We start from the raw sequence: 25,123 nt of genomic DNA, 5'->3' as shown, positions 1-25,123 counted from the left end.
CCCCGCAACAGGCGGGGGATTTTTTCATAAAAAAAGGCCGCCGACAAAGTCAGCGGCCACACTTTTATTTTTTCAGCTCAATAAGGAGGTCGCCGGTTTGAATGGCTTCTCCGTTTGTCACGTGAATGTTTTCAACAGTTCCTGAAAACGGAGCCTGGACGGTCGTTTCCATTTTCATCGCTTCATTGATCATTAAATGATCGCCCTTCTTCACTTGGTCCCCTTTGCTTACTAGAAGCTTAATCACCGTTCCCGGCATGGACGCCGCGATATGGTTCGGGTTTGAACGGTCGGCTTTCACCTTCTGATGAACGGACGATTTGATGCTTTCGTCTTTAATGACCACTTCGCGAGGCTGGCCGTTCAGTTCAAAGTAGACGACTCTCGTCGCATCAGGACGCGGTTCGCCGATAGAGACAAGTTTGACGATCAGCGTTTTCCCTCTTTCGATCTCGACCTCGATTTCTTCGCCGAGCGTCATGCCGTAGAAGAAGGTCGGTGTATCAAGCACTGAGATGTCCCCGTACAGTTCCGCTGTCTTCACATACTCGGTAAACACTTTCGGATAAAGCGCATATGCGACAGCATCCTGGTCGGAAAGCTCCAGATCGTGCGTTTCCTTAAACTCCGCTTTTATATCGTCAAACGAAACGGGTTCGAGCAGTTCTCCGGGGCGCACTGTAATCGGCTCCTGCCCTTTCAAAATCAGCTTTTGCAATTTCTCAGGGAATCCGCCGTGAGGCTGGCCGATATACCCTTTAAAAAGCTCGACTACTGAGTCAGGAAAATCGAGTGATTCCCCTCTTTCGTAAATATCATCTTCTGTCAGGTTATTTTGCACCATGTAAAGCGCCATATCCCCGACGACTTTAGATGACGGCGTAACCTTTACGATATCCCCGAACAGGTGGTTGACCCGGCTGTACATTTCTTTCACTTCATTCCAGCGGTCACCGAGGCCGACTCCCTTAGCCTGCTGCTGAAGGTTGCTGTATTGGCCGCCAGGCATTTCATGCTTGTAAATTTCGGTATGAGGCGCGTTCATGCCGCTCTCAAACTCGCTGTAGTATTTTCTGACAGACTCCCAATATTGAGACAGCGACTCTACCGCATCGACATTAAGCTGCGGACGGCGTTTATCGCCTTCTAGCGCATGATAAAGCGAGCTTGCGCTTGGCTGTGATGTCAGGCCCGCCATAGAGCTGACCGCTACGTCGACGATGTCGACGCCTGCTTCAATCGCCTTCGCGTACATAAAAATACCGTTGCCGCTCGTGTCGTGTGTATGCAAGTGGATCGGAATGTCGATCGTCTCTTTCAAAGCTGACACCAGTTCGTATGCTGCTTGAGGTCTCAGCAGGCCGGCCATATCTTTAATGCCGAGAATATGCGCCCCCGCTGATTCAAGCTCTTTTGCCATTGACGTATAATATTCAAGGTTATATTTTGTTCTGTTCGGATCGAGAATGTCTCCGGTATAGCAGATCGCGGCTTCGGCAAGTTTGCCTGACTCGCGCACTGCATCAATGGCGAGCGTCATCCCTTTAACCCAGTTCAAGCTGTCAAAAATGCGGAATACATCGATTCCGGCCGCAGCCGATTCGCTGACAAACTTTTTAATCAGGTTGTCAGGGTAGTTTGTATACCCGACGGCATTCGAAGATCTCAACAGCATTTGAAACATCGTATTCGGAATTTCCTTCCGCAGCTTCTCAAGCCTTTTCCAAGGGTCTTCTTTCAAGAAACGGTAAGCGACATCAAAAGTGGCGCCGCCCCACATTTCAAGGCTGAAAAGCTCAGGCCAGAGTGCAGCTGTCGGATTGGCGATTTTTTCCATATCATGCGTTCTGAATCTTGTCGCAAGCAGTGACTGATGGGCATCGCGGAACGTCGTATCAGTGAGGAGCACTTCCTCTTGATCTTTCACCCATTTGACGAGCCCTTCAGCTCCGCGTTCATCAAGAATCTGTTTTGTTCCGCTCGCGATCGGCTGATCGACATCGGTTTTGACGATCTGCGGCTTATCAAACTCAGGCTTCTTCTTTTTATCGATGCCCGGGAAGCCGTTGACCGTTACGTTCCCGATATACGTCAGCATTTTTGTTCCGCGGTCTTTCTGCTTAGGAAAGACAAAGAGTTCCGGCGTTGTATCGATAAAAGACGTGTCGTACTGCCCTGTGAGAAACTTTTCGTGTTTCGCCACGTTTTCAAGGAAAGGAATATTCGTTTTGATTCCCCTGATCCTGAATTCCTGAAGGTTGCGGACCATTTTGGCCGCCGCCTGTTCAAACGTCAGCGCCCAGGTTGAAAGCTTAACAAGCAGCGAGTCGTAATAAGGCGTAATGACAGCGCCCTGAAAACTGTTTCCTGTATCAAGCCTCACCCCGAAACCGCCGCCTGAGCGATATGCCATGATTTTGCCTGTGTCAGGCATGAAATTGTTTGACGGGTCTTCAGTCGTAACCCTTGACTGGATCGCATATCCGTGCAGCGTGATGGCATCCTGGTTCGGAATGCTGATTTCGCTGCTGCCAAGACTGAGTCCGGCAGCAATCAGGATTTGCGTCTGAACGATATCGACACCCGTCACCATTTCCGTAATGGTGTGCTCCACCTGAACACGCGGGTTGACTTCAATAAAGAAAAACTCATCGTTCGCAACTAAAAATTCGACCGTACCGGCATTGACATAATCAACATTCTTCGCAAGCTTAACGGCAGCATCGCAAATGTTTTTCCGGAGGGACTCAGAAAGCGAAACGCTCGGCGCCACTTCGATAACCTTTTGATGACGCCTTTGCACAGAGCAGTCGCGGTCGTAAAGGTGAACCACGTTACCTTCTTTGTCCCCGATGACTTGAACTTCAATGTGCTTCGGCTTTTCGATGAGCTTTTCGACATACACTTCATCATTGCCAAAAGCGGCTTTCGCCTCTGATTTCGCCCTGTTATAGGATTCCTCCAGCTCCGATTCATCTCTGACGATCCGCATGCCGCGGCCGCCGCCGCCAAGCGACGCTTTGATGATAAACGGATATCCGAACTCCTCCGCAAATTGTTTGACCTCCGCGATATCAGCCACTGGGCCGTCGCTCCCCGGTATGACGGGAATTCCTGCTTTTTCAGCTTGTTCACGGGCTTTTACTTTGTCTCCAAACATATCGAGGTGCTTGGAGGTCGGTCCGATAAAGATGATGCCTTCCTCTTCACACCGCTTGGCAAACTGAATGTTTTCTGACAGGAAGCCGTAGCCCGGATGGATGGCATCCACATGGTTGCGTTTCGCAATCTCGATGATCCCTTCAATATCAAGATAAGCGTCAATCGGCTTTTTCCCTTCGCCGACCAGGTATGCTTCATCGGCTTTGTATCTGTGGTATGATCCGCTGTCTTCTTTAGAATAGATCGCTACCGTACGGATATTCAGTTCTGTGCAGGCGCGAAATACGCGGATAGCGATTTCCCCTCTGTTTGCAACAAGAACTTTTTGAATAGACTGTTGTGACATGTCGTTCCCCCTCATCCGCTGTTTTAAGTATGTATCTATTCTAAATGAATCGGATGGACATTGTACACGCTTAGTTTTTTAAAAATTTATACTTTTTTTATATTGATTTTCTTTCGTTTTTGTAGTATTGACAGGCTGTTTTCGTTTGAATCTGTCAAAGTATTCATTAAACATACTGATGTTCACCAATATCCCCGCGCTTGCCATCAGCAGAATGAGCGATGACCCTCCATAGCTGATAAACGGAAGCGTCACCCCTGTCAAAGGAATCAAGCCGGATATGCCGCCCAGGTTCACGAAGGACTGGATGGCGATCATGCTTGATATCCCGATCGCAAGCAGGCTTCCAAACGGGTCGTCGCATTTTCTCGCAATATAAAACCCTTTTAAAACGATGAAAGCGAGCAGCAGCACGACAAAAAGGACGCCGAAAATGCCGAGCTCCTCGGCGATGACCGCCATAATGAAATCGGTGTGCGTTTCAGGCAGATATCCATACTTCTGCACGCTCTCGCCGAGACCCAGGCCGAACAGCCCTCCCGAACCGATCGCCAAGTAGGAGTTGACGACTTGAAAGCCCGAATCTCCCGCATCTTTAAACGGGTTTTGGTAGCTTTCAAACCGCTTCATCCGTCCTTCTGTTAAAATGCTGTCCCAGTTGAAATAAATAAGCGGGCTGACGAGCACAAGGACAGCCCCGGCCAAAAGTACGAGCTTTAACAGCGTTTTGCCGCTGAATCCTGAGCACAAAATAATGCACAATGCGATTAAAGCGATGATAAAAGCTGTTCCCACATCCGGCTGAGCAGCGACCAGTGCGCAAATGAAAAGCGTGATGATCGCAGGAGGTGCGATTCCGGCTCCCAAGTTGTCAATATAGCTTTGCTTTTTGGCATAGACGGAAGAAAGATACAAGATGACGGTCAGCTTGACAAACTCCCCCGGCTGGATGCCGTAATTCGAAACCCTGAACCAGCTTTGGGCATTCCCGGCCACATGTCCGACAACAAACAGTGCGAACAAAGCGACGACAGAAATGAGCAGCAAAAACTTTTGGAATTTTTGATTGGCAAAAGCCTTATACGGAAAAAGCGCCGCGCCTAAAAATATGACGGTTCCGAGCGCCAAAAACATCAGCTGCCTGTCAAAAAAGTAGCTGCTGTCTTGTCCGTACCTTGTCACGGCTGTGATCATGCTTGAGCTGTACACCATTACGAGCCCGAACCCGCACAGCAGGAATACAGCGAAGATTAATGAATAATCATAGGATTTGAGCATTCTTTTTATCATATTATTATCCTCTTCCTTACTTGCCTTCAAAATGTGTTTGTGGTAACTCCTTCGTTATTTTACTACACTTTCTTAAAAAGCACGAAAGATACCCTTTTCATAAGACTTCGAATCTCGTCAGAAAGAAAAGTCCGTCTGTTCCAAGACTGCCATTCTATTTTTTTATCGGCATACCATGCGTCTTCGTTTATTCGGCACGAACAGCGGACATTCCTTCATCAACGGACGTTTTCTTACTCATTCCATAACAAAAAAAGCCTGCCGGCAGTTTGTTTCTATCGAAACGTCGTCGACAAGCTGACTCAGACAGAAAAATTGTTCTGAGGTGTTCATTTATTTTTTTGTAAATGCATCATGTAATGCAGACAATTCACGTTCCAGCCTGTAAAGCAGTTCTTTACCCTCTTCTTCATCCACTAATCCAAGGCGGACAGCAAAATCAATTTCCCTAGAGAGTCCGAACATTTGTGTATCTAAAACCTCTTCATAAAGAGGACATTGAGGCATCGTTAAGTTGTCCATTTGCACTTGAATCAGCTTTAAGATTTTATCAGCATCACGTTTTAACAGGGCAAGTGCTTTTTCACGATGGTCGACTACAATCTCAGACGCCAAAAGTATCCCTCCGTTCCCCAGGCGAGTACCTAATTCTTCTATTTATGATAAAGCCTCAGCCGAAAAAAAGCAAGCTATTTCTGTCCTTTCGCCGTATTTCAAAGACTCGCATTTTAAGCTTTTGCTAACGTTTTAAAAAATGCTTAAACTGTAGTTCGCCGATAACAGCTCTAAAAGCCGGATTCCGGCGATGCTGTTTCCCTTTTCATCGAGCGAGGGCCCGAAGATGCCGATGCCGAAACGGTATGGGGACAGCCCCATGATTCCACCAGAAACCCCGCTTTTGGCGGGTATGCCGATTTTGATTGCGAATTCGCCGCTGGCATTATACATCCCGCATGTCACCATAAATGTCTTGCAAATTCTCGCGATATCCTTCGGTATGATTTGCTCTCCCGTTTCGGGATGCTTGCCGTTCAAAGCAAAAACAGAGCCGATTTTCGCCAGGTCTAAGCTGTTCATTTCAATGGCGCACTGTTTTGTATACACATCCATGACATCCTCAACCTCAGCCTGAAAAATGCCGTGCTCTTTCATGTAATAGCACATCGCCCTGTTGACCATCGAGGTTTCAAATTCAGATTCGGCGACCTTCTCACAAACAGTAATGTTCCGGTTATTTGCAAGTTTTTTAATAAAATCAAGCAGCCTGCCGATCTTATCGGCGTTCGTCTCTCCTTTAATCATGCTTGTCACCACCAATGCTCCGGCATTTATCATCGGATTCAGCGGCTTCCCCGGGTTGACGGTTTCAAGTTTGATGATGGAGTTAAACGGATCACCAGTCGGCTCTTGCCCTACATAATGAAACACTGTTTCCGGGCCGTGATCGATCAGAACAAGAGCAAGCGACAATACTTTTGAGATGCTTTGCAGAGTGAAGGCTTTTTCCACGTCCCCCGCTGATACACACGTCCCGTCCGTAAAGTAGACTGCCGCCGATAAATCGTCCTCCGATAATTCAGCCAAAGCCGGTATGTAAGATGCAACCTTTCCTTTGTCCGTCACTTTTTTCGCTTCTGTGACAAAATATTCGAGCTCCTCATTATCCCGGCAATTCAAGTTTTTTCCCTCCATCCGAGCGTCATTGCTGTTTATCTTTCCCGAAGAGGGCTTTTGTTATGAGAAGTGACAATTTGAAAGAAAGCGCTTATAATTTTTGTGAGGGAGTGGTAGAGACATGAGCATTGTAACGATCACAGGAAATGTAAAGTATCCGATTACGCTCGATCCGAGCGTTTGGATTTTTGATGACCGAAAATTCGATCTCGATCAGTTCTTTTCACATTTCGGAGAGGTAAAAGATGAAGATGACGACCTTGTGATTGACCGGGAACGGCAAATCAGGGAAGGTGCTGTATCGCCGCCGACACTGAAATCAGAGAAAAAGTATGAAAAGGAGAAGTTGCTTGACGGCACTTTCGGAATCAAGCTTGAACCTTTTTTGAAAAATGCGGAGGTGTCAGGCTCCGCCGTCAAATGCCTCTTTAAAACGGAAGGTGAAGACGTTTCCGTTCCGATCGAAGAAGCGGGCGGCATGATTCTCTGCTTCAGCAACAATGGCAAGCCGCTTGGCGAAGACGGGCCTGTACACGTTTATTTTCCTGATGGTTCAAACAGGATGGCTCCTGTGAAACGAGTAAAAGAAATTCACATTGTTTAAAGCGTCAACACTGTAACGGGTGCGCCGGAGGCGATGAAAAACTCCGCCCCCTCTTTCCCGGCCGGGCTATCGGCTCTTGCCGGCAACCCGGCCCGCGGGCCATGCAAGTTGAAGCCTGGGCTAAAAGCCCGGGTTTTTTTATTACAGCAGATCTGCTGCAAGCCTGGCGAGCCGGGAACGCTCTCCTTTTAAAAGCTTCACGTTTCCGGAAATTTTTTGATCCTTAAAGCGCTCTACAACATAGGCCAGGCCGTTGTTCATCGCATCTAGATAAGGATGGTCGATCTGTTCGGTGTCTCCCATCAATACGATTTTGCTGCCTTCCCCGACGCGCGTCAGAAGCGTTTTGACTTCATGCTTGGTCAGATTTTGAGCCTCATCAATGATGATGAATTGGTCGGGAATGCTTCTGCCCCTTATATATGTGAGGGCTTCGACTTGAATGGAGCCCATCCCCGCTAAAATATCATCAAGCTCCCCCGGCTTTTTTGCATTGAACAAGTATTCCAGGTTATCAAAAATAGGCTGAACCCACGGACGAAGTTTTTCTTCTTTTTCACCCGGAAGATAGCCGAGATCTTTTCCGACAGGAACGATCGGCCTTGTGACAACAAGTTTTTTAAAATTCCCCAGGTCCTCTGTCTGCAGCAGCCCCGCTGCCAGCGCAAGCAGGGTTTTTCCTGTGCCGGCTTTTCCGATCAGGGTGACAAGCGGAATATCTTGTCTTAAAAGAAGTTCCAACGCCATCGTCTGCTGTACATTTCGCGAACGTATGCCCCAAACCTGTTCCTGATCGAAAACAAGCTTTTTCACGGCTTTGCCGCTTTGATCCACGATCCCTACGGCAGAGGATGATCCGCCGAGCGCGTCCTTCATGACGACAAACTGGTTCGGACGCAGCATCTCACCGCTGATTTCGTGAAGCGGCAAATCGTGATGTTCAAAAAAGGAATTCATCTGATCCGGGCGAATGTACACGTCCGTATAACCGCTGTATATATCATCATTGTCGACAACCCTGTCGTGCAAAAAATCCTCTGACATCAAGCCGATGGCATCGGCTTTGACACGGATCAGCATATCTTTGCTGACAAGGATAACCGGCCTGCCGCCTTCTTTCGTTTCCTCTTCCAGGCTGAGGTTTTTCGCTACGGCTAAAATACGGTTGTCGCCTGTTTTTTCGATAAAAATTTCTTGAAGCTGCTGAAAAGAGCGATGGTTCAGCTCGATTCTCAAGCTTCCTCCGTTTGGGAGGGGAACATTTTCATACAGCCTTCCTTTTAAACGCAAATCATCTATCAATTTAGATACGCGCCTTGCATTCCTCCCAATTTCATCCATGTAGCGTTTCTTTGAGTCGACTTCCTCCAATACGACAGCCGGGATGACAACCTCGTTATCTTCAAAAGAAAAGATTGAATTCGGATCCTGCAATAACACATTCGTATCTAGCACATAAATTTTACTCAATCTTCCGCCTCCTGATCAGGATTTTTAGCCTTTTCTTTTCAATTGGGTTAAAAGCTGATGGAGCGCCCGCTAAAATATATGTTTTTGTGAATAAAGATAGAAGTTTAATTCAACAATAAAAATTAATGAAAGCATTTTTAAGGAGGCAACCTCAAGTGCGAATCTTTTTTTTGATCCTAATTCAAACCGTTATGCTGCTTTCAGCCTGCGGCATTCAAAATAATGCCCGAAATGAAGCGAACGAGCTTCCCGGCAACAAACCGATTCAAGTAAAAAACAGCTCCCAAGAGCCGGTGAACCGTGAAGACGGGCAAGCCATCTCGCGGCGCCTTGTGAAGATCACCGAAAGCGTTCCGGGTGTCAATGATGCGACCGCCGTCGTGCTCGGCAGGCTAGCCGTCGTCGGAATTGATGTGAAAGACAATTTGGAACGCAGCAAAGTCGAATCCATTAAGTATTCCGTGGCTGAAGCGCTGCAGAATGACCCTTACGGAGCAAACGCCGCCGTTGTCGCAGATCCCGACACAGTCAACCGCCTGCGGGCAATGGGCAGAGAAATTCAAGCGGGACGTCCTGTCAAAGGGATTCTCGACGAGCTGGCAGCCATCGTCGGGCGCGTCCTTCCTGAAGTGCCGAACGACGCAACAGACAACCAGCAAACAAATCCTACAAAATCCAACAACGACCAGCTGAATGACAGAAACCAGAAACAGCTTGAAAAGGAGCAGAATAAGCAATCAAACAAGCATATGAAAAATCGGCAGCCATAACTTTTAAAAGCCTGTGCCACTGTTTTCTTGACGGCACAGGCTTTTTCCTTTTTTCTAAAGGAGAAAATTTATTTGTCCGATTGATTAAGGTATAATGAATCGTAAGCGAGGTGAATCAAGTGAGGGTAAAGTGTTCATTGTGTGACAAAATCGAAAAAATCGATGATGACACACTCATTGCCAAACGTCTCCGAAACCGGCCGATACATACTTATATGTGCCATGAATGCAGCGAACGAATTAAAATCAAAACAGAAAACCGGATGAAAACCGGCCGTTTTAAGCTATATCCGCACAGAAAAGATAAAGAGCAGATCAAGTCATAAAAGCATGGACAAGCTCCATGTTTTTTTATCGCCTTTTTTTGTTACACAAGTAACAAAATTAAAGATTATAGTTGATAAACATTTTCATTTATAGTATCTTAAAATTGTTTCATGCGTAACAAAAAAGGAGTGATTCATCATGGATTTTGATGTACTGATCGCAGGCGGCGGCCCCGTCGGTCTGCTGACGGCTTCCGAGCTGGCTTTGGCCGGTGTCCGGACCTGTATTGTCGAACGGCTGAAAGAGCCTTCTCCATTCTCAAAAGCGCTCACACTGCATCCGCGCTCAATCGAAATACTTGAAATGAGGGGGCTTGGAGAACGGTTTAAGGAAATTGGCAAGCCGGTCCCTTCGGGGCATTTTGCCAGTCTGAAGACGGGATTGGACTTTTCTGCGCTTGACACGCAAGCCAATTTTACATTGTTTATCCCTCAGTATGAAACTGAGAAGGTGCTTGAGGAACATGCGCGAAATCTCGGTGTCTGCATCCTTCGCGGTCATGAAGTTCTCGCTGTCCGCGAGCATGAGGAAACAACCGAGCTTGTTGTCCAGGGTCCGGATGGCCTGTCCTTACTAACTGCTTCCTATATCGTCGGTGCTGACGGGGCCGGAAGTATCATTCGCAAGCAGGCGCGCATCGCTTTTTCCGGAACTGATGCAAATATCACTGCAATGCTTGGTGATGTGTCGCTTGAAAATCCGCCGGAATCTCATTTTTATACTTGCGAGAACCGTGAAGGCGGCGTTGTGATCGTACCTTTAGACGGCGGCATTTTCCGCGTCATTATAACGTCGCCGCACATGCCTCAAGCTTTGCTTCACGAGCCCGTCACACTGGAAGAATTAAAAAAAGAACTCAACCGCATCTGCGGCACGGACTTTGGAATGGACAGCCCGGTTTGGATGTCCCGCTTCGGAAATGCCAGCAAGTTGGCGGAGCATTACCGTTCCGGCAGAATTTTCTTGGCTGGAGATGCCGCGCATATTCATTTTCCCGCAGGAGGGCAAGGTTTAAATGTCGGGCTTCAGGACGCGATGAACCTTGGCTGGAAGCTGGCAGCAAAGATCAACGGACGGTGTCCCGACTGGCTGCTTGACAGTTACCATAATGAAAGACACCCTGTCGGGGAAGCGCTGCTCGTCAATACACAAATCCAAACAAAGCTGTTTGATTTTACACGTGAAGGCCTGTACCTCCGCGAATTATTATCCGGCATTCTCGGATTTGCAGACGTCAATCGCTATCTGGCCGAACAAATTGCGGCGCTCAGCGTGCAATACGAAGCAGATGAAAAGATGCCTGAACATGAGCTGAACGGAAAACGTCTGCCAGATATCGATCTGACCCTTTCAGATGGTACTGTCAAACGGCTTTACACTTTTCTCCGCGATGGACGCTTTTTATTAGCAGCGTTCGGGATAGAAGCGAAGGAATTTTCCGGCTTTCCTCACGTCCGGCGCATACAAGTGAAAGCAATTGACGGCAGGCCTGAATGGAATGGGGTAAAAGCAGCGCTGATCCGTCCCGACGGCCACGTGGCCTGGGCTGTCGACGAATCCATGGAAAACGTGGAGCAATTGATTGCCGATGGTATCCGCCGCTGGTGCGGGAACTCTCATCTTCAGCCTGTTTAATCATTTTGTTTCATGCGCAACAAAATGATATAATCAAAGCAGAAAAATCGATTAAAGGAGCCGGTTTTCTGCATGGAGCATTTAACACACGCAAAACAAGAAATATTCGATCTGTACATCAGGCTCATTCATCAGCAGGAACAGCAAGAAACCGTCATGAAAGAGCGCATCTCCGCAGAAATGAAAAAGATGGAGCGCGAATTCGGAGCTGAACTGAAACTCAACATGTCTGACGTCCATACGATCAGCTGCATTGGCGACCACGAACCGATCAACGTCACCTCGATTTCCGAGAAGATGGCATTTTCAAAAGCGACGGTCTCAAGGATCACCGCAAAGCTGACCGAAAAAGGCCTCGTCAGCAAAACACAGCTCAGCGACAATAAAAAAGAAATCTACTTCCGTTTAAGCCAGAAAGGGAGAAGCATCTATCACCTTCACCAGCGGGAACACGAAAAAATCGAACAAAGCTTTAAACGATTTTTAAGCAGGTATTCATCTGATGAGATCCTTTTTGCCAGGGCTTTGTTTCGGGACTTATTAACGGCGGATTTTCTGGCGCATACAGAAAAGACATAGCCTTCTTTGGCTATGTCTTTTCTACGTATTCGCCCCCGTCTGCTCTTTTTTCGAACGGTGCAGACGGATTTTGTAAATCGAAAGGATTAAAACGGCTACGATCAGCCCTTCTCCAACCGGCAGAAAAACGCCGAAAAAAGTTAAAAACGTACAGCCTAGCGCCAGAAAAAAGTAAATGATCGCCGTTTTCAACAGCGGCAGCCGTTTGGCGAAACCCAGTTTAAAGACGACCGCAGACAGGACGAAGATGGTGGCATAAAGCCACCACATTCCCGCCTCAGGATTCTGGTCCACTTTATAAAGAGCGGCAAAAAACGACAGCCGTTCACTTACATCAGTCAAAAAGATTCCCCTCCCCTTTGCTTAGTTGGGTTGCTCTTTTTTTAGGTTCTGCAAATGTTACGACAATCCTGCCAGCTTTTTCTTTTTCGCTGCTTTTTCGCGTTCGTTTTTGTCGAGAATTTTCTTTCTCAATCTGATGGATTCAGGCGTGACTTCGCAGTACTCATCCTCGTTCAAGTATTCAAGCGATTCTTCAAGCGACATGATACGCGGTTTTTTCATGCTGACCGTCTGATCTTTCGTCGCTGAGCGTACGTTTGTCTGCTGCTTCATTTTGTTGATGTTGACGACAAGGTCGTTTTCACGGTTGTGCTCGCCGACGATCATGCCTTCATATACTTCTGTGCCCGGCTCGACAAAAATCACGCCGCGTTCTTCAACGCCTTGAATGCCGTAGGCTGAAGCTTTCCCGGTATCCATTGAGACAAGCACACCTTGACGGCGCCCGCCGACTTGCCCTGGCTCAACAGGCTGATAGCTGTCAAACGTATGATTTAAAATCCCGAAACCGCGTGTAAGGGAAAGGAATTCGGTTGAGTAGCCGATTAATCCGCGTGAAGGGACGTTGAAAATCAGGCGGACTTGCCCGTTTCCGTTATTGATCATGTCGATCATTTCACCTTTGCGCGCGCCCATTGATTCCATTACAGATCCGGTATGCTCTTCAGGCACATCGATTTGCACGCGTTCAACAGGCTCACAGCGAACGCCGTCGATTTCTTTAATGATGACTTCCGGCTTCGATACTTGCAGTTCAAAGCCTTCACGGCGCATGTTTTCGATTAAAATCGACAAATGCAGCTCACCGCGTCCGGATACGATCCAGGCGTCAGGAGATGGCGTCGGATCGACTCGAAGGCTGACATCTGTCTGAAGCTGCTGTTCAAGGCGCTCTTCAATCTTCCTAGCCGTGACATATTTTCCTTCGCGACCGGCAAAAGGACTGTTGTTAACCGCGAACGTCATTTGAAGCGTCGGCTCGTCAATGCGCAGAACCGGAAGCGCCTCTTGATGCTCAATCGGGCAGACGGTCTCTCCGACATTGATGTCTTCCATTCCTGATACCGCGACAAGGTCGCCGGCTTTCGCTTCTTCAATCTCGACTCTTTTCAAGCCCTGGAAACCGAAGATTTTCGTTACGCGGAACGGCTTGATAGAACCGTCAAGCTTCATTAAAGCAACTTGCTGTCCGACCTTCATCGTTCCTCTGAACACGCGTCCGATTCCGATACGGCCGACATAATCATTGTAGTCAAGCAGAGCCACTTGGAACTGTAAAGGCTCCTCATGGTTATCGACAGGACAAGGAATATGGTTGACAATCGCTTCGAATAAAGCTTCCATATTTTCATCCTGCTGCTTCGGATCTGCTGAAGCGGTGCCGTTGATCGCAGAAGCGTAAACAACCGGGAATTCAAGCTGTTCTTCATTGGCATCAAGCTCGATAAACAAATCGAGCACTTCGTCAACGACCTCTTCAGGCCGGGCAAAATCGCGGTCGATCTTATTGACAACAACGATCGGCGTCAAGTTTTGCTCAAGTGCTTTTTTCAGCACAAAGCGGGTTTGCGGCATGCAACCTTCATAAGCGTCAACAACAAGCAGAACGCCGTCGACCATTTTCATGATCCGCTCAACTTCCCCGCCGAAATCTGCGTGTCCCGGAGTATCCAAAATATTAATGCGTGTATCTTTATAATTAATCGCTGTATTTTTCGCTAAAATCGTAATGCCGCGCTCTCTTTCCAAGTCATTGGAATCCATGGCGCGCTCTGCCACGTTTTCATTTGCACGGAATGTGCCAGCCTGATGGAGGAGCTGATCCACAAGCGTCGTTTTCCCATGGTCAACGTGGGCGATAATAGCGATATTGCGAAGATCTTCTCGAAGTTTCACATTTTCATCTCCTAAAAAATTTAGATAATCTTTCATATTATAACTGACGAACGAAGTTATTTCAATTTGTTTCAAATTTCCAGCTTCGGTTGACCCTTTCTATTCAGTGCGATTTTCTGTAAACTAACAGTAGACTTCATACTAAGGGGATGGGAAAACAGTGAAACAAATCAAATGGATATTCTTATTATTCGCACTTGCTGCAGTGATCAGCATCATGATGATCGGCGTTGCAGTCGCCGAAAAAAGCGCTGCCGGCGTCGCAATCGCCGTCGCGATTCTGATCGTCATCATGGGGAGCGGTTTTACACTCAAAAAAAGAATGCGCGAAAAAGGCCTGCTTTAATAAGAAAGGAGCCCCTTCCGGCTGAAGGGGCTTTTGATTGTCAAACACGCAACCCTGCGTTCGCTCTTTTTATAAAGTTCTTGCACCATGTTCATCCCTCTGCGGTCTGAAATGAACCTGAAAAAAATGAGACCTGTTGTCAAACAAGTCTCATTGAAGCATCAAACAAGGGGCAACACCATAATCAAATATCGTTTTCCCTCTTTATCTTTTTCGATTTTTAGCTGTTCAAATCCCGAGCGGGCAAGCATGTTCAGCCACTCGTCCTTTTCATAAGGCACCGCCGCAAACAACGCTTTATGCCCCTTTTCTCTCAAGCGTTTTCCGATCGTTTCAATCACTTCTTTTGCCCGGCCTTTTTTGCGGAAATCGGGATGGACAAGAAGCGTTCCGAGCCAAGGCTTGCCATTAGAAGGCGCCCATTCGAGATGAAAGCTGAGAGCCGCCGGCAGGCCCCTGTCTTCCCACACGAGCCATTCACCGTTATACATCGCATAAGCACTCATATAGCGTTCCAGGCTGTTTCCGTCAAGCTCTTCCTTCGCCCACCCGTGGCTCGCTTCGGCCAGCTCCTCAAAAAAGGCGAAATCAGAAGAAGAGAAAGCCCTGCTATTCATGCGGCAAATATTCGTTGAAAATCGCCCGGTGAGCTGCCGGATTGCCGGCTACGATGCTGTGGTTTTCAAGAAAATTGAGCGGTTTCCCGTCAATGGTCGTATATGTTCCGCCGACTTCATCAAGCAGGATGCAGCCGGCGGCGTAATCCCAAGGAGCAAGCCTCATCGTCACATACACATCCATTCTGCCGGCCGCTACATAAGCGAGTTCCAAAGCCGCTGAACCGTATGAACGGGTCCCTCTGACGCGCTTGACAAGCGGGGATAATACGCTTGGATCAATCCGTCTGTTCTCGGTTATCCATGTCGCATTGATGGCCAGAATCGATTCTTCAAGCGGCACTTCTTTCATCTTGCCGAGCTTTGTATCATTCATGTAAGCACCTTCGCCTTGAAAAGCATGATAAAGCTCGTCGTGAGTCACATCATAAATCAAACCGATTTTGCCTTTTCCGTTTTCAAAAATGCCGATTGAAATCGCAAAATTGCGTTTTTGATGAATAAAGTTCATCGTACCATCGATCGGATCGATGATCCAAACGATGCCGTCCAAAGATGTAAGCTTGTCCCCCTGGCCTTCTTCGCCAAGAATATGATGATCCGGAAAAACCGATTGGATTTTTTCAATGAAAAAACGCTCTGTTTCCTTGTCAATGTTTGTGACAAGGTCATTTGGATTCGATTTCGTTTCAATTGTCATCTTTTCTTTCATTGACTGCTGAATTCTCTGACCAGCTTCTTTCACCCAGCTTTTCGCCAGGCGGTCGATTTCCTTCCAGTTTGTCATCACACTACCTCTTTTCTATGTATACCTGTTGATTTATTCATAGCATACTGATATTAGCCGGGAAAAATCAAGAAAAATGACAAATGATCAGGCGGCCCAGATAAAAACGAACCTCTCAAACGGTTCGTTTTTATTATGGTTTCAACCATGTAATCTAATCCATTCTTTTCTGAGTCGTTCCAGTTTGCGCTTGCTCAACTCGATTTGGGTTTCATCCTTTTTTTCCATGGCTTCAAAAAGCGTTGCAAGTTCATAGTCGACCTCAAGCCTCCAAACAGCGGCCCGATTGTCTTTTTCCTCTTTCAATCCTTGTTTCACAATTGGTTTCATGTGCCCTACGCCCCCTCCAGAGAAAATTGATGTCAAAGAGAATCCTTCTGGTTTTAGTCCTAAGCGTGATTTATATTAATTTCTTATTCATATCGTATGAAGTGCTCAAACATTCGCAACGTTATTCTAAAAATTGTGTGTTTACCTAACGATTCCCCAAAATCCGCGAAGCGAAACGTAATTTTTTGTTTGAAAAGCCGACTGTGATACAATATCTTTACTGATTGGACAAGGAGGAACACAATGAGCAGTCTGCGTTTTACTGAAGAGGATTTTCGTACATTTACAATAGAAGGTTTAGATGCGCGGATGAACGTTCTGATAGAAACAGTGCGCCCGAAACTTGAAGGGCTCGGCGATCATTTTGCGCCTGTTCTGTCCGCATTGACAGGAGACGAAATGTTTGTCCACGTCGCAAAGCACGCGCGCCGCTCGGTCAATCCGCCGGACGACAGCTGGGTTGCTTTCGCAAACAATAAGCGCGGCTATAAAAAGCTGCCCCATTTCCAAATTGGTTTATGGGAAACCCACGTGTTCGTATGGTTTGCATTGATCTATGAGTCTCCTCTCAAGCAGGAATACGGCCAGCTGTTTAAAAAGCATCTGCCGGACATTGAAAGCAACATTCCAAACCGTTTTGTCTGGTCGGCCGATCATACGAAACCGGGCGTCATAAGACAGTCTGAGATGGGCGATAAAGAGCTGGAGAACCTGTTTGAACGGCTCGTCAACGTGAAGAAAGCAGAAGCGCTTTGCGGTATTCAGCTTGCAAAGGACGAAGTGCTGCAAATGAGCGAAGAGGCGTTTCTATCCGAAATCGAAGCGGCTTTTGAAAAGCTCGCCTTCCTTTACCGCCTGACGCAGAAAGTATCGGTTTGAACAAAAAGGGATGGCCTGTTGTGCCCATCCCTTTTTGTTTTGGATTTTCTCATTACATTTTAATTTTCGTATCTTCCGTTTGTTCCTTTGCTTTTTTGACTGCCTGATACGGAGAGTAATCGCTCGCTTCTTCAAACTGGCTGCAGAGCTTTTTTTCCTCCGCTTTTCCCGGAACGATTTCTTTAAAGCGGCGGTAAGCACTCATTAATACATCGCGCTCTACGCCTTTTTCATAAGCAAGCTCAATCGTCTGAAAAAACGATATGACGTCTATCGCTTCCTCTGTGCTCCAGTCTTCATTCATCGGATATTGGTATCCTTCTTCCATTTGGTTCATCTCCTTGTGCAGTTCGCCCTGACGGCTTGTTTGGCTTTAGTATTGGTTTTCTTTTTTGCGACTATCCAAAGGGACAGAGAAGCCTTAAAGATGATAAAATGTTCTTTACATTCTTTCAAGAACATAATATAATTCATTTGTTTTATGCCATCAAGCAAAAACGCAAAATAACTCAACGATTTTTGATAAAGAATAGTCTTTAAGGAAATAGCAGGTTTATCATGAAGGTGGGAAAACAATTGTTGCAGCACGAAACACCCCTATATACCGGATTAAAAAAACACGCCGGCAAAAACCCGATCCAGTTCCATATACCCGGGCACAAAAAAGGCTCCGGGATGGACCCTGAATTCAGGGCGTTTATCGGAGAAAACGCATTAAGCATAGATTTAATCAATATCGAGCCTCTCGACGATCTGCACGCACCGAAAGGAATCATCAAACAGGCGCAGGATCTGGCGGCTGAAGCATTCGGAGCCGACTACACGTTTTTTTCCGTTCAAGGAACGAGCGGCGCCATCATGACGATGGTCATGGCCGTATGCGGCCCCGGAGACAAAATCATCGTGCCGAGAAATGTTCATAAATCGGTCATGTCAGCAATCGTCTTCTCAGGCGCAGTACCGATTTTCATCCATCCGGAAATTGACGATGAGCTGGGAATTTCACACGGAATCACCCCTGAATCAGCGAAAAAAGCGCTGCTTGAGCATCCTGACGCAAAGGGGCTTCTCGTTATCAATCCGACTTATTTCGGCATAGCTGCAGACTTAAGAAGCATCGTGGAGCTGGCTCATTCATTTCATGTCCCTGTGCTTGTTGACGAAGCACACGGCGTTCACATCCATTTCCACGAAGATCTGCCTCTTTCGGCCATGCAGGCCGGAGCGGATATGGCGGCGACGAGCGTTCATAAGCTCGGAGGATCCCTTACACAGAGCTCGATTCTCAATATGAAAGAAGGTCTTGTTTCAAAAGAAAGAGTTCAATCGATTTTAAGCATGCTGACGACGACATCGACCTCCTATTTATTGCTCGCTTCACTTGATGTCGCAAGAAAACGCTTAGCCACAGAGGGACACGAACTGATCGAACAAACGATTAAGCTCGCTGATGAAACAAGGGATCGCATCAATGATATCAACGGTATTTCATGCGTCGGAAGGGAAATCCTCGGCTCCAAAGCGGCTTTTAATTATGATCCGACCAAATTGATCATATCTGTGAAAGATCTCGGCCTGACCGGGCATGATGTGGAAAAATGGCTGCGCGAGTCATGTCAAATCGAAGTGGAGCTTTCTGACTTATACAACATCCTGTGCATTTTTACACCGGGAGACCGGAAAGAGGATGCGGATGCGCTGATCAAAGGTTTAACCGACATCGCTCAGCAGGCCGCCTCTGCTGCGGAAAACAGACGCAAGCCTGAAGTGCTTCTGCCAAACATTCCGGCGCTTGCAATGACACCGCGTGACGCTTTTTATGCAAATACGGAAATCATTCCGTTTAAAAAAGCCGCTGGCAGAATCATTGCCGAATTTGTGATGGTTTATCCGCCAGGGATACCGATCTTCATTCCAGGCGAGATCATTACCGAGGATAATATCAACTACATCGAAAAGAACCTGGAAGCAGGGCTGCCTGTTCAGGGACCTGAAGATGACACCCTCCATATGATCCGCGTCATTAAAGAACAGCAAGCAATCCTTTAAAAAATATAAAAGCATGCGGCACTGTAAATGGCCGCATGCTTTTTTCTATTCTTCCTCTCTAAGATGGCAGTTGCACTGTCCGCACGTTCCGTAAAGAATCGTCACTTTCTCATCTTCAAAATGCTGAATGGTTTCATTGCAGTCTTGACAAACGATCGTGCCCATCTTTCATTCCCCTTTTCTTTTCAAAATGGAAGCGTTTAAATTTGTTACCCTTATAATATTATGTCACATTAATATTGTCAACGGTTAATTGTATAACACATTTAAATCAATTTTGCTCTTTTTTCAAAAAAGGGCCATTCATGTTATATATGTATTCCTGCTTAAAGCTTATGCAGAACGCTTCCCTGCTGATCCCGACTATGTACCCATCAAATCCGTTCAATCTACAACGTCTCATAAATAAAACAGCAGTTATCAATTGTGTAACAAATGGGTAACAACGAAAGATTATTTCAATTATCATGATAAAATAGGAATTGTTTACTAATCGAACAGAAAAATCGGCTTCATTATATAGAGAGGTGAGGAGACGTCATGTGGTTTCGAGCGATATTCACCGCCGCAATTTGTTTCCTTTTTTTTACGAGTGGATGTTCTTTATCTCACATCATGCCTGACCATGAGCAGCAGCAAAGCGCCAACCAACGCCACCTCAAGCTCATCTTTTTTTCCGATGACGAGCATATGGGGCAGGAAGTGGCTTACTATGATGCGCTTTTGGATTTAAAAAAAGAATTTCCCGAACAGGTTTCAAATATGGAAATTTCACATGAGAAAGGCCCGTGGAAAAAAGAGGTTAAAATCTTTCCCAGCTTGCTGCTTGTTCATGATAAAAAAGTACTGGTTAAAATTGAAGGAAAAATAAAAGATAAAGATAAAATTGTAAAGCTTCTTCAAAAAGAATTGAAGCATTAAAAATCCCCTGTGTATGTGCAAGGGGATTTTCTGTCTTGAGCTATTGCTAGAATACATAAAAAAACCCCCTGCTGGGGGTTTTTCTTTTAATTATTTTACAACGTGAATCGGCATGCCAATGGCAACTTCTGCAGCTTCCATTGTGATTTCTCCCAATGTAGGGTGAGCATGGATTGTCATGGCGATATCTTCAGCAGTCATGCCTGCTTCGATTGCCAAGCTCAGCTCAGAAATCATGTCAGAAGCGCTTGCTCCGGCAATTTGTGCACCGATGACTAAGCCGTCTTCTTTGCGTGTTACAAGTTTAAGGAAACCATCAGTTTCGTTTAATGACAGCGCACGTCCGTTTGCAGCAAACGGGAATTTGGCTGCAGTCACTGCAAGACCTTCTTCTTTAGCCTGTGCTTCAGTGTAACCCACAGATGCAAGTTCAGGCTCAGAGAAGACGACCGCAGGAATTCCGAGATAATCGATTTCCGCTGCTTCTCCGGCAATCGCTTCAGCAGCGATTTTACCTTCATAAGAAGCTTTATGTGCAAGCGGAGGACCTTCGATGATGTCACCGATCGCATAGATGTTCGGAATGTTTGTACGGCATTGTTTGTCCGTTTTGATGATGCCGCGGTCCGTCATTTCAACGCCTACTTGTTCAAGTCCGAGCTCGTCCGTGTTTGCAACGCGGCCGACAGTGACAAGTACGTAGTCCGCATCGATCGTTTGCTCTTCGCCTTTCACTTCGAACGTAACGGTTACGCCGTCAGCTTTTTCTTCTACGCCTTTAGCCATAGCTTTTGTATGGATTTCAACGTTGCCTTTTTTCTTCAGGTTGCGTTTGACAAGAGAGCTCATTTGCTTCTCAAAGCCTGGAAGGATTTCTTCTCCGCCTTCAAGAATGACAACTTCAGTGCCGAAGTTTGCATATGCAGTACCGAGCTCAGTTCCGATGTAGCCGCCGCCGATGACAACGAGCTTCTTAGGAATTTCTTTCAGTGCAAGCGCGCCTGTTGAATTCAGTACGCGGTCGCTATATTTGAAGTTTGGCAATTCGATAGGGCGAGAACCTGTTGCAATGATCGCATTTTTGAACGTGTAAGTCTGAGCTGAATTCTCATCCATCACGCGTACAGAATTGCTGTCTACAAAGTACGCTTCGCCTTTTACGATGTCGACTTTGTTACCTTTCAGAAGGCCTTCAACACCGCCGGTAAGCTTATTAACGACAGAGGCTTTCCATTCTTGAACTTTTGTAAAGTCAACTTTTACGTTTTCAGCAGTGATCCCCATCTCTTCAGAATGCTTTGCATTCTCATAGCGGTGGCCTGCATTGATCAGCGCTTTTGAAGGGATACATCCGACATTCAGACATACGCCTCCAAGATTGCCTTTTTCAACGATTGTTACTTTTTGTCCAAGCTGAGCAGCGCGGATGGCAGCTACATAGCCGCCAGGTCCCGCACCAATGACAAGAGTATCTGTTTCAATAGGGAAATCTCCTACTACCATTACATTACGCCTCCATTAAAATTAATTGTGGATCGTTCAGCAAACGCTTGATGTGATTTAATGCGTTTTGTGCAGTTGCGCCGTCGATCATACGGTGGTCGAAGCTTAGAGAAAGAGCCAGAACAGGTGCAGCGACGATTTCGCCGTCACGAACGACAGCTTTCTCAGCGATGCGGCCGATTCCAAGGATCGCAACTTCCGGATGGTTGATAACCGGTGTGAACCATTGACCGCCGGCAGAGCCGATATTCGTAATTGTGCAAGAAGCGCCTTTCATTTCAGCAGGAGCAAGTTTGCCTTCGCGTGCTTTTGTCGCAAGTTCGTTGATTTCGTTTGAAATCTCAAAAACAGCTTTGCGGTCCGCATTTTTAACGACCGGCACAAGCAGGCCTTTGTCAGTGTCTGCCGCAATACCGATGTTGTAGTAATGCTTCTGAATCACTTCATCTGTATTGTCGTCAATTGATGTATTCAGGACTGGATATTTTTTCAGAGCTGATGTTAAAGCTTTTACCACGTAAGGCAGGTAAGTCAGCTTAATTCCTTGATCAGCCGCAACTTGTTTAAACTGCTTGCGGTGAGCGACAAGGTTTGTCACATCGACTTCGTCCATAAGTGTAACGTGTGGAGCGGTATGTTTTGAGTTGACCATAGCTTTTGCGATGGCTTTGCGGATTCCGCTCATTTTCTCGCGTGTTTCAGGGAATTCGCCTTCAGGCACTTGAACCGCCGCTGCAGGTTTTTGTGCAGCAGGCTCTGCTTTTTCTTCAGCTTGAGCAGCCTGAGCGTTTCCGGCAGTTCCTCCGTTTAAGAAGCTGTCGATATCTTCTTTCAGAACGCGGCCGTTTTTGCCGGAACCTGAAACATTCACGATATCAACGCCTTTTTCGCGGGCATACTTGCGTACAGATGGCATTGCAATAACGCGCTTATTCGGATCTGCATCCGCTTGCTCGTTTGCTTCCGCTGCTTCTGCTGGTGCATCAGTTTCTTGTTTGTCAGCTTCTTCCGCTTTCGCTTCGCCTGATTCGTCGCCTTTGAATTGAAGATATTCGTAACCTGGTGCATCAAATGTGATGATTGTCTGCCCAACGGTTGCGACTGTTCCCTCTTCAACTTTTAATTCTAATACTTTTCCTTTAACAGGTGAAGGAATTTCTACAACTGCTTTATCGTTTTGGACCTCTGCCAAAACGTCGTCTTCGTTTACCTCGTCGTTTGGCTTGACGAACCATTTCACGATTTCGCCTTCGTGGATTCCTTCCCCGATATCCGGAAGTTTAAATTCAAATGCCACAGTTTTCGACCTCCTAAGATTATTACGTAGTTGATATAGTGGTCAGCCTGTTTGTTTAGGCTGACTGTCAGTAGACGGCTACAGTTTCTCCGACTGACTGTGGAAATGCATGAAGGGAAAAAGGCTGATATCAGCTTTTCCCTTATTGTTCAGTTCTAATTAAAATTCCAAAACTTTTTTCGCGGTTTCAAGCACGTCTTTATGGTTCGGAAGCCATACGCTTTCAGCTTGAGAGAATGCGAATACAGTATCAGGAGCAGTGACGCGAAGCACCGGAGCTTCGAGGCTCAAAATCGCGCGGTCGTTGATTTCGGCAACAACGTTTGCAGCCACTCCAGCCTGTTTTTGCGCCTCTTGAACGACGATCGCGCGGCCTGTTTTTTCCACAGATGCGATGATCGTGTCGATGTCAAGCGGGCTGACTGTGCGAAGGTCGACAACCTCAGCAGATACGCCTTCTTTTTCAAGCTCTTCCGCAGCTTTTAATGACTCGTGAACCATCGCTCCGTATGTGATGATGGAAAGGTCTGTTCCTTCGCGTTTTACATCGGCTTTGCCGATTTCAATTGTGTATTCCTCTTCAGGAACTTCCTGACGGAATGAACGGTAAAGTTTCATGTGCTCAAGGAAGACAACCGGATCATTATCGCGGATCGCGGAGATTAAAAGTCCTTTAGCATCGTACGGAGTTGAAGGAATGACGACTTTAAGTCCAGGCTGCTGTGCAACGAGTCCTTCCAAGCTGTCCGCGTGAAGTTCAGGCGTATGAACACCGCCGCCGAACGGAGAGCGGATTGTCACTGGTGAAGTCCAGCGGCCGCCGGAACGGTAGCGCATCCGTGCCATTTGTCCGGAAACTGAGTCCATCACTTCGTACACAAAGCCGAAAAATTGAATTTCCATTACAGGACGGAAGCCTTGTAAGCCTAAGCCGAGTGCAAGGCCGCCGATACCAGATTCAGCAAGAGGAGTGTCAAATACGCGATCCTCACCAAACTCTTTTTGCAATCCTTCAGTCGCACGGAACACGCCGCCGTTAACACCGACGTCTTCTCCGAAAACTAAGACATTTTCGTCATTTTTCAGTTCTGTGCGTAACGCATCAGTGATTGCTTGAATCATTGTCATTTGCGCCATGGCTTACTTCGACTCCTTCTCTTTATAAATTTCCTTTTGTTCTGCAAGGTTGTAAGGAAGCTCTTCATACATGATGTCGATCAGGTCGGTCACTTTTTGCTTCGGCTCTTCGTCAGCTTTTTTGATCGCCTGCTTGATTTCTTCTTTCGCTTCTTCAATTACCTTGTTTTCTTCTTCTTCAGACCAAAGTCCTTTGTTTTCCAAGAATTTGCGGAAACGGACAAGCGGATCTTTCTGCTCCCACTCATTCTCGATTTCTTTCGTACGGTATTTCGTCGGGTCGTCACCGGCCATAGTATGAGGACCGTAACGGAAGCAAAGCGTTTCGATCAGGGTAGGGCCTTCGCCGTTTACAGCGCGCTCGCGTGCTTCGCGTGTCGCAGCGTATACAGCAAGTGCATCCATGCCGTCTACTTGAACGCCGACGATACCTGCAGCCGCAGCTTTTTGTGCGATTGTTTGAGCTGCTGATTGCTTCTCAACAGGTGTAGAAATCGCATAGCGGTTGTTTTGAACAACGAAAATAGCTGGAGCTTTATACGCACCGGCAAAGTTGATTCCTTCGTAGAAGTCACCTTGGGAAGCACCGCCGTCTCCAGTATAAGTGATCGCCACAGCCTGTTTGCCGCGTTTTTTCAAGCCGAGTGCAACGCCAGCCGTCTGGATGTATTGCGCACCGATAATAATTTGCGGTGACAGCGCATTGACATCATCCGGCATTTGGTTGCCGCGGAAATGTCCGCGAGAGAACAAGAATGCTTGATAAAGCGGAAGTCCGTGCCAGATCAGCTGCGGAACATCACGGTAGCCTGGAAGAACGAAGTCTTCTTTTTCAAGCGCGAAATGCGTGGCAATTTGAGACGCTTCCTGACCGGCAGTCGGCGCGTAGAAGCCAAGGCGGCCTTGTCTGTTCAAAGAAATAGAACGCTGATCCAAAATGCGTGTATACACCATGCGGCGCATTAATTCTTTTAATTGATCATCAGATAGATCAGGCATTGCCGCTTCATTAACGACTTCGCCTTCTTCATTCAAAATTTGAAACGTTTCGAACTGCTTTTTAATGGCATCGAATTGCTTTTTGCTATCAACGATTGCTTTTTTCGTTTTTGCAGCCATATAAAGTCACCTCTTCCTTTCTTTTGACAGTCATAGACGTGTA

At 46.8% G+C, this 25,123-nt stretch carries 25 protein-coding genes; 9 read left to right on the top strand and 16 right to left on the bottom strand.

Going from position 1 to position 25,123, the window contains the following annotated elements; translation table 11 throughout:
- Window positions 1–64: 64 nt before the first annotated feature.
- The 4 genes from pyc to glsA all read right to left on the bottom strand — a co-directional run bounded on the left by pyc (window position 65) and on the right by glsA (window position 6,475).
- Complete coding sequence (gene pyc, locus MHI30_RS08160; protein WP_075753002.1) at window positions 65–3,508, bottom strand: pyruvate carboxylase; 3,444 nt, start codon at window positions 3,506–3,508, stop codon at window positions 65–67.
- Window positions 3,509–3,586: 78 nt separating this feature from the next.
- Window positions 3,587–4,798 (bottom strand): putative lipid II flippase FtsW, encoded by a 1,212-nt coding sequence (gene ftsW, locus MHI30_RS08155; protein ID WP_075753004.1) that lies wholly within the window; start codon window positions 4,796–4,798, stop codon window positions 3,587–3,589.
- A 333-nt stretch (window positions 4,799–5,131) separates the two neighbouring features.
- On the bottom strand, window positions 5,132–5,413 hold the full coding sequence (locus tag MHI30_RS08150) for a YlaN family protein (protein WP_003181465.1): 282 nt from the start codon (window positions 5,411–5,413) through the stop codon (window positions 5,132–5,134).
- Window positions 5,414–5,545: 132 nt separating this feature from the next.
- Complete coding sequence (glsA, locus tag MHI30_RS08145; protein WP_075753006.1) at window positions 5,546–6,475, bottom strand: glutaminase A; 930 nt, start codon at window positions 6,473–6,475, stop codon at window positions 5,546–5,548.
- Between the two features lie 118 nt (window positions 6,476–6,593).
- Between glsA and MHI30_RS08140 the strand changes: the two genes are divergently transcribed.
- Window positions 6,594–7,076 (top strand): hypothetical protein, encoded by a 483-nt coding sequence (locus MHI30_RS08140; RefSeq protein ID WP_075753008.1) that lies wholly within the window; start codon window positions 6,594–6,596, stop codon window positions 7,074–7,076.
- Window positions 7,077–7,217: 141 nt separating this feature from the next.
- Here the strand turns inward: MHI30_RS08140 and MHI30_RS08135 are convergent, their stop codons facing one another.
- Window positions 7,218–8,546, bottom strand: a complete 1,329-nt coding sequence (locus tag MHI30_RS08135; protein WP_075753010.1) for a PhoH family protein — start codon at window positions 8,544–8,546, stop codon at window positions 7,218–7,220.
- A gap of 155 nt (window positions 8,547–8,701) precedes the next feature.
- Here MHI30_RS08135 and MHI30_RS08130 point away from each other — a divergent pair, with 155 nt between their 5' ends.
- The 4 genes from MHI30_RS08130 (at window position 8,702) to MHI30_RS08115 (ending at window position 11,857) form a co-directional block, all read left to right on the top strand.
- Window positions 8,702–9,316 carry a YhcN/YlaJ family sporulation lipoprotein gene (locus tag MHI30_RS08130; RefSeq protein WP_075753012.1) on the top strand — a complete coding sequence of 205 codons (615 nt, stop codon included), beginning with the start codon at window positions 8,702–8,704 and terminating at the stop codon, window positions 9,314–9,316.
- A gap of 119 nt (window positions 9,317–9,435) precedes the next feature.
- Entirely contained in the window at window positions 9,436–9,642 is a 207-nt protein-coding gene (locus MHI30_RS08125) for a YlaI family protein (RefSeq protein ID WP_003181456.1), read from the top strand.
- Window positions 9,643–9,781: 139 nt separating this feature from the next.
- Window positions 9,782–11,278: a monooxygenase gene (locus MHI30_RS08120; RefSeq protein ID WP_075753013.1), complete on the top strand. Its 1,497-nt coding sequence runs from the start codon at window positions 9,782–9,784 to the stop codon at window positions 11,276–11,278.
- 72 nt (window positions 11,279–11,350) lie between these two features.
- Window positions 11,351–11,857, top strand: a complete 507-nt coding sequence (locus tag MHI30_RS08115) for a MarR family transcriptional regulator (RefSeq protein ID WP_075753014.1) — start codon at window positions 11,351–11,353, stop codon at window positions 11,855–11,857.
- Between the two features lie 21 nt (window positions 11,858–11,878).
- Here MHI30_RS08115 and MHI30_RS08110 read toward each other — a convergent pair whose 3' ends face one another.
- On the bottom strand, window positions 11,879–12,199 hold the full coding sequence (locus tag MHI30_RS08110) for a YlaH-like family protein (protein WP_003181448.1): 321 nt from the start codon (window positions 12,197–12,199) through the stop codon (window positions 11,879–11,881).
- Between the two features lie 57 nt (window positions 12,200–12,256).
- A complete protein-coding gene (typA, locus tag MHI30_RS08105) occupies window positions 12,257–14,095 on the bottom strand; it encodes a translational GTPase TypA (RefSeq protein WP_075753015.1) in 1,839 nt (612 codons plus the stop codon).
- A 160-nt stretch (window positions 14,096–14,255) separates the two neighbouring features.
- On the opposite strand from typA, the gene MHI30_RS08100 reads away from it, so the two are divergent.
- Window positions 14,256–14,441, top strand: coding sequence for a YlaF family protein (locus MHI30_RS08100; RefSeq protein ID WP_075753016.1), 186 nt, complete (start codon window positions 14,256–14,258; stop codon window positions 14,439–14,441).
- A 161-nt stretch (window positions 14,442–14,602) separates the two neighbouring features.
- Here the strand turns inward: MHI30_RS08100 and MHI30_RS08095 are convergent, their stop codons facing one another.
- The 3 genes from MHI30_RS08095 to MHI30_RS08085 form a co-directional block, all read right to left on the bottom strand.
- Entirely contained in the window at window positions 14,603–15,058 is a 456-nt protein-coding gene (locus MHI30_RS08095; protein WP_075753017.1) for a GNAT family N-acetyltransferase, read from the bottom strand.
- Window positions 15,051–15,845 carry an inositol monophosphatase family protein gene (locus MHI30_RS08090; RefSeq protein WP_020451254.1) on the bottom strand — a complete coding sequence of 265 codons (795 nt, stop codon included), beginning with the start codon at window positions 15,843–15,845 and terminating at the stop codon, window positions 15,051–15,053. Before MHI30_RS08090 ends, MHI30_RS08095 begins: the two co-directional genes overlap by 8 nt.
- 141 nt (window positions 15,846–15,986) lie before the next feature.
- Window positions 15,987–16,175, bottom strand: coding sequence for a hypothetical protein (locus MHI30_RS08085; protein WP_003181425.1), 189 nt, complete (start codon window positions 16,173–16,175; stop codon window positions 15,987–15,989).
- A 243-nt stretch (window positions 16,176–16,418) separates the two neighbouring features.
- Between MHI30_RS08085 and MHI30_RS08080 the strand changes: the two genes are divergently transcribed.
- Window positions 16,419–17,054 (top strand): DUF1054 domain-containing protein, encoded by a 636-nt coding sequence (locus tag MHI30_RS08080; RefSeq protein ID WP_075753018.1) that lies wholly within the window; start codon window positions 16,419–16,421, stop codon window positions 17,052–17,054.
- Between the two features lie 52 nt (window positions 17,055–17,106).
- Here MHI30_RS08080 and MHI30_RS08075 read toward each other — a convergent pair whose 3' ends face one another.
- Window positions 17,107–17,382: a UPF0223 family protein gene (locus tag MHI30_RS08075; protein WP_075753019.1), complete on the bottom strand. Its 276-nt coding sequence runs from the start codon at window positions 17,380–17,382 to the stop codon at window positions 17,107–17,109.
- A gap of 248 nt (window positions 17,383–17,630) precedes the next feature.
- Here MHI30_RS08075 and MHI30_RS08070 point away from each other — a divergent pair, with 248 nt between their 5' ends.
- Complete coding sequence (locus MHI30_RS08070; protein WP_142238609.1) at window positions 17,631–19,103, top strand: aminotransferase class I/II-fold pyridoxal phosphate-dependent enzyme; 1,473 nt, start codon at window positions 17,631–17,633, stop codon at window positions 19,101–19,103.
- Window positions 19,104–19,148: 45 nt separating this feature from the next.
- Here MHI30_RS08070 and MHI30_RS08065 read toward each other — a convergent pair whose 3' ends face one another.
- Complete coding sequence (locus MHI30_RS08065) at window positions 19,149–19,268, bottom strand: GapA-binding peptide SR1P (RefSeq protein ID WP_020451249.1); 120 nt, start codon at window positions 19,266–19,268, stop codon at window positions 19,149–19,151.
- A 375-nt stretch (window positions 19,269–19,643) separates the two neighbouring features.
- Here MHI30_RS08065 and MHI30_RS08060 point away from each other — a divergent pair, with 375 nt between their 5' ends.
- Window positions 19,644–20,024 carry a hypothetical protein gene (locus MHI30_RS08060; RefSeq protein WP_075753022.1) on the top strand — a complete coding sequence of 127 codons (381 nt, stop codon included), beginning with the start codon at window positions 19,644–19,646 and terminating at the stop codon, window positions 20,022–20,024.
- Between the two features lie 90 nt (window positions 20,025–20,114).
- On the opposite strand, the gene lpdA is transcribed toward MHI30_RS08060, so the two are convergent.
- The 4 genes from lpdA to pdhA all read right to left on the bottom strand — a co-directional run bounded on the left by lpdA (window position 20,115) and on the right by pdhA (window position 25,080).
- Complete coding sequence (lpdA, locus tag MHI30_RS08055; RefSeq protein WP_020451247.1) at window positions 20,115–21,527, bottom strand: dihydrolipoyl dehydrogenase; 1,413 nt, start codon at window positions 21,525–21,527, stop codon at window positions 20,115–20,117.
- Window positions 21,528–21,531: 4 nt separating this feature from the next.
- Entirely contained in the window at window positions 21,532–22,824 is a 1,293-nt protein-coding gene (locus tag MHI30_RS08050; protein ID WP_075753023.1) for a dihydrolipoamide acetyltransferase family protein, read from the bottom strand.
- Window positions 22,825–22,983: 159 nt separating this feature from the next.
- Window positions 22,984–23,961 carry a pyruvate dehydrogenase complex E1 component subunit beta gene (pdhB, locus tag MHI30_RS08045; protein WP_020451245.1) on the bottom strand — a complete coding sequence of 326 codons (978 nt, stop codon included), beginning with the start codon at window positions 23,959–23,961 and terminating at the stop codon, window positions 22,984–22,986.
- Between the two features lie 3 nt (window positions 23,962–23,964).
- Window positions 23,965–25,080, bottom strand: a complete 1,116-nt coding sequence (pdhA, locus tag MHI30_RS08040) for a pyruvate dehydrogenase (acetyl-transferring) E1 component subunit alpha (protein ID WP_075753024.1) — start codon at window positions 25,078–25,080, stop codon at window positions 23,965–23,967.
- Window positions 25,081–25,123: the final 43 nt, after the last annotated feature.

The sequence above is a fragment of the Bacillus sp. FSL L8-0528 genome (assembly GCF_038593085.1).
Classification (GTDB): domain Bacteria; phylum Bacillota; class Bacilli; order Bacillales; family Bacillaceae; genus Bacillus; species Bacillus paralicheniformis.
Note: the sequence above shows the minus strand (reverse complement) of the source record. Positions and strands in the feature narration are given on the sequence as shown.

What these genes read in the sequence shown, in the direction of transcription:
- pyc (WP_075753002.1), bottom strand. Translation starts at nt 3,508, where the DNA reads ATGTCACAACAGTCTATTCAAAAAGTTCTTGTTGCAAACAGAGGGGAA.
- ftsW (WP_075753004.1), bottom strand. Translation starts at nt 4,798, where the DNA reads ATGATAAAAAGAATGCTCAAATCCTATGATTATTCATTAATCTTCGCT.
- MHI30_RS08140 (WP_075753008.1), top strand. Translation starts at nt 6,594, where the DNA reads ATGAGCATTGTAACGATCACAGGAAATGTAAAGTATCCGATTACGCTC.
- MHI30_RS08120 (WP_075753013.1), top strand. Translation starts at nt 9,782, where the DNA reads ATGGATTTTGATGTACTGATCGCAGGCGGCGGCCCCGTCGGTCTGCTG.
- MHI30_RS08115 (WP_075753014.1), top strand. Translation starts at nt 11,351, where the DNA reads ATGGAGCATTTAACACACGCAAAACAAGAAATATTCGATCTGTACATC.
- MHI30_RS08095 (WP_075753017.1), bottom strand. Translation starts at nt 15,058, where the DNA reads ATGAATAGCAGGGCTTTCTCTTCTTCTGATTTCGCCTTTTTTGAGGAG.
- MHI30_RS08090 (WP_020451254.1), bottom strand. Translation starts at nt 15,845, where the DNA reads ATGACAAACTGGAAGGAAATCGACCGCCTGGCGAAAAGCTGGGTGAAA.
- MHI30_RS08085 (WP_003181425.1), bottom strand. Translation starts at nt 16,175, where the DNA reads ATGAAACCAATTGTGAAACAAGGATTGAAAGAGGAAAAAGACAATCGG.
- MHI30_RS08080 (WP_075753018.1), top strand. Translation starts at nt 16,419, where the DNA reads ATGAGCAGTCTGCGTTTTACTGAAGAGGATTTTCGTACATTTACAATA.
- MHI30_RS08075 (WP_075753019.1), bottom strand. Translation starts at nt 17,382, where the DNA reads ATGGAAGAAGGATACCAATATCCGATGAATGAAGACTGGAGCACAGAG.
- MHI30_RS08065 (WP_020451249.1), bottom strand. Translation starts at nt 19,268, where the DNA reads ATGGGCACGATCGTTTGTCAAGACTGCAATGAAACCATTCAGCATTTT.
- MHI30_RS08060 (WP_075753022.1), top strand. Translation starts at nt 19,644, where the DNA reads ATGTGGTTTCGAGCGATATTCACCGCCGCAATTTGTTTCCTTTTTTTT.
- lpdA (WP_020451247.1), bottom strand. Translation starts at nt 21,527, where the DNA reads ATGGTAGTAGGAGATTTCCCTATTGAAACAGATACTCTTGTCATTGGT.
- pdhB (WP_020451245.1), bottom strand. Translation starts at nt 23,961, where the DNA reads ATGGCGCAAATGACAATGATTCAAGCAATCACTGATGCGTTACGCACA.
- pdhA (WP_075753024.1), bottom strand. Translation starts at nt 25,080, where the DNA reads ATGGCTGCAAAAACGAAAAAAGCAATCGTTGATAGCAAAAAGCAATTC.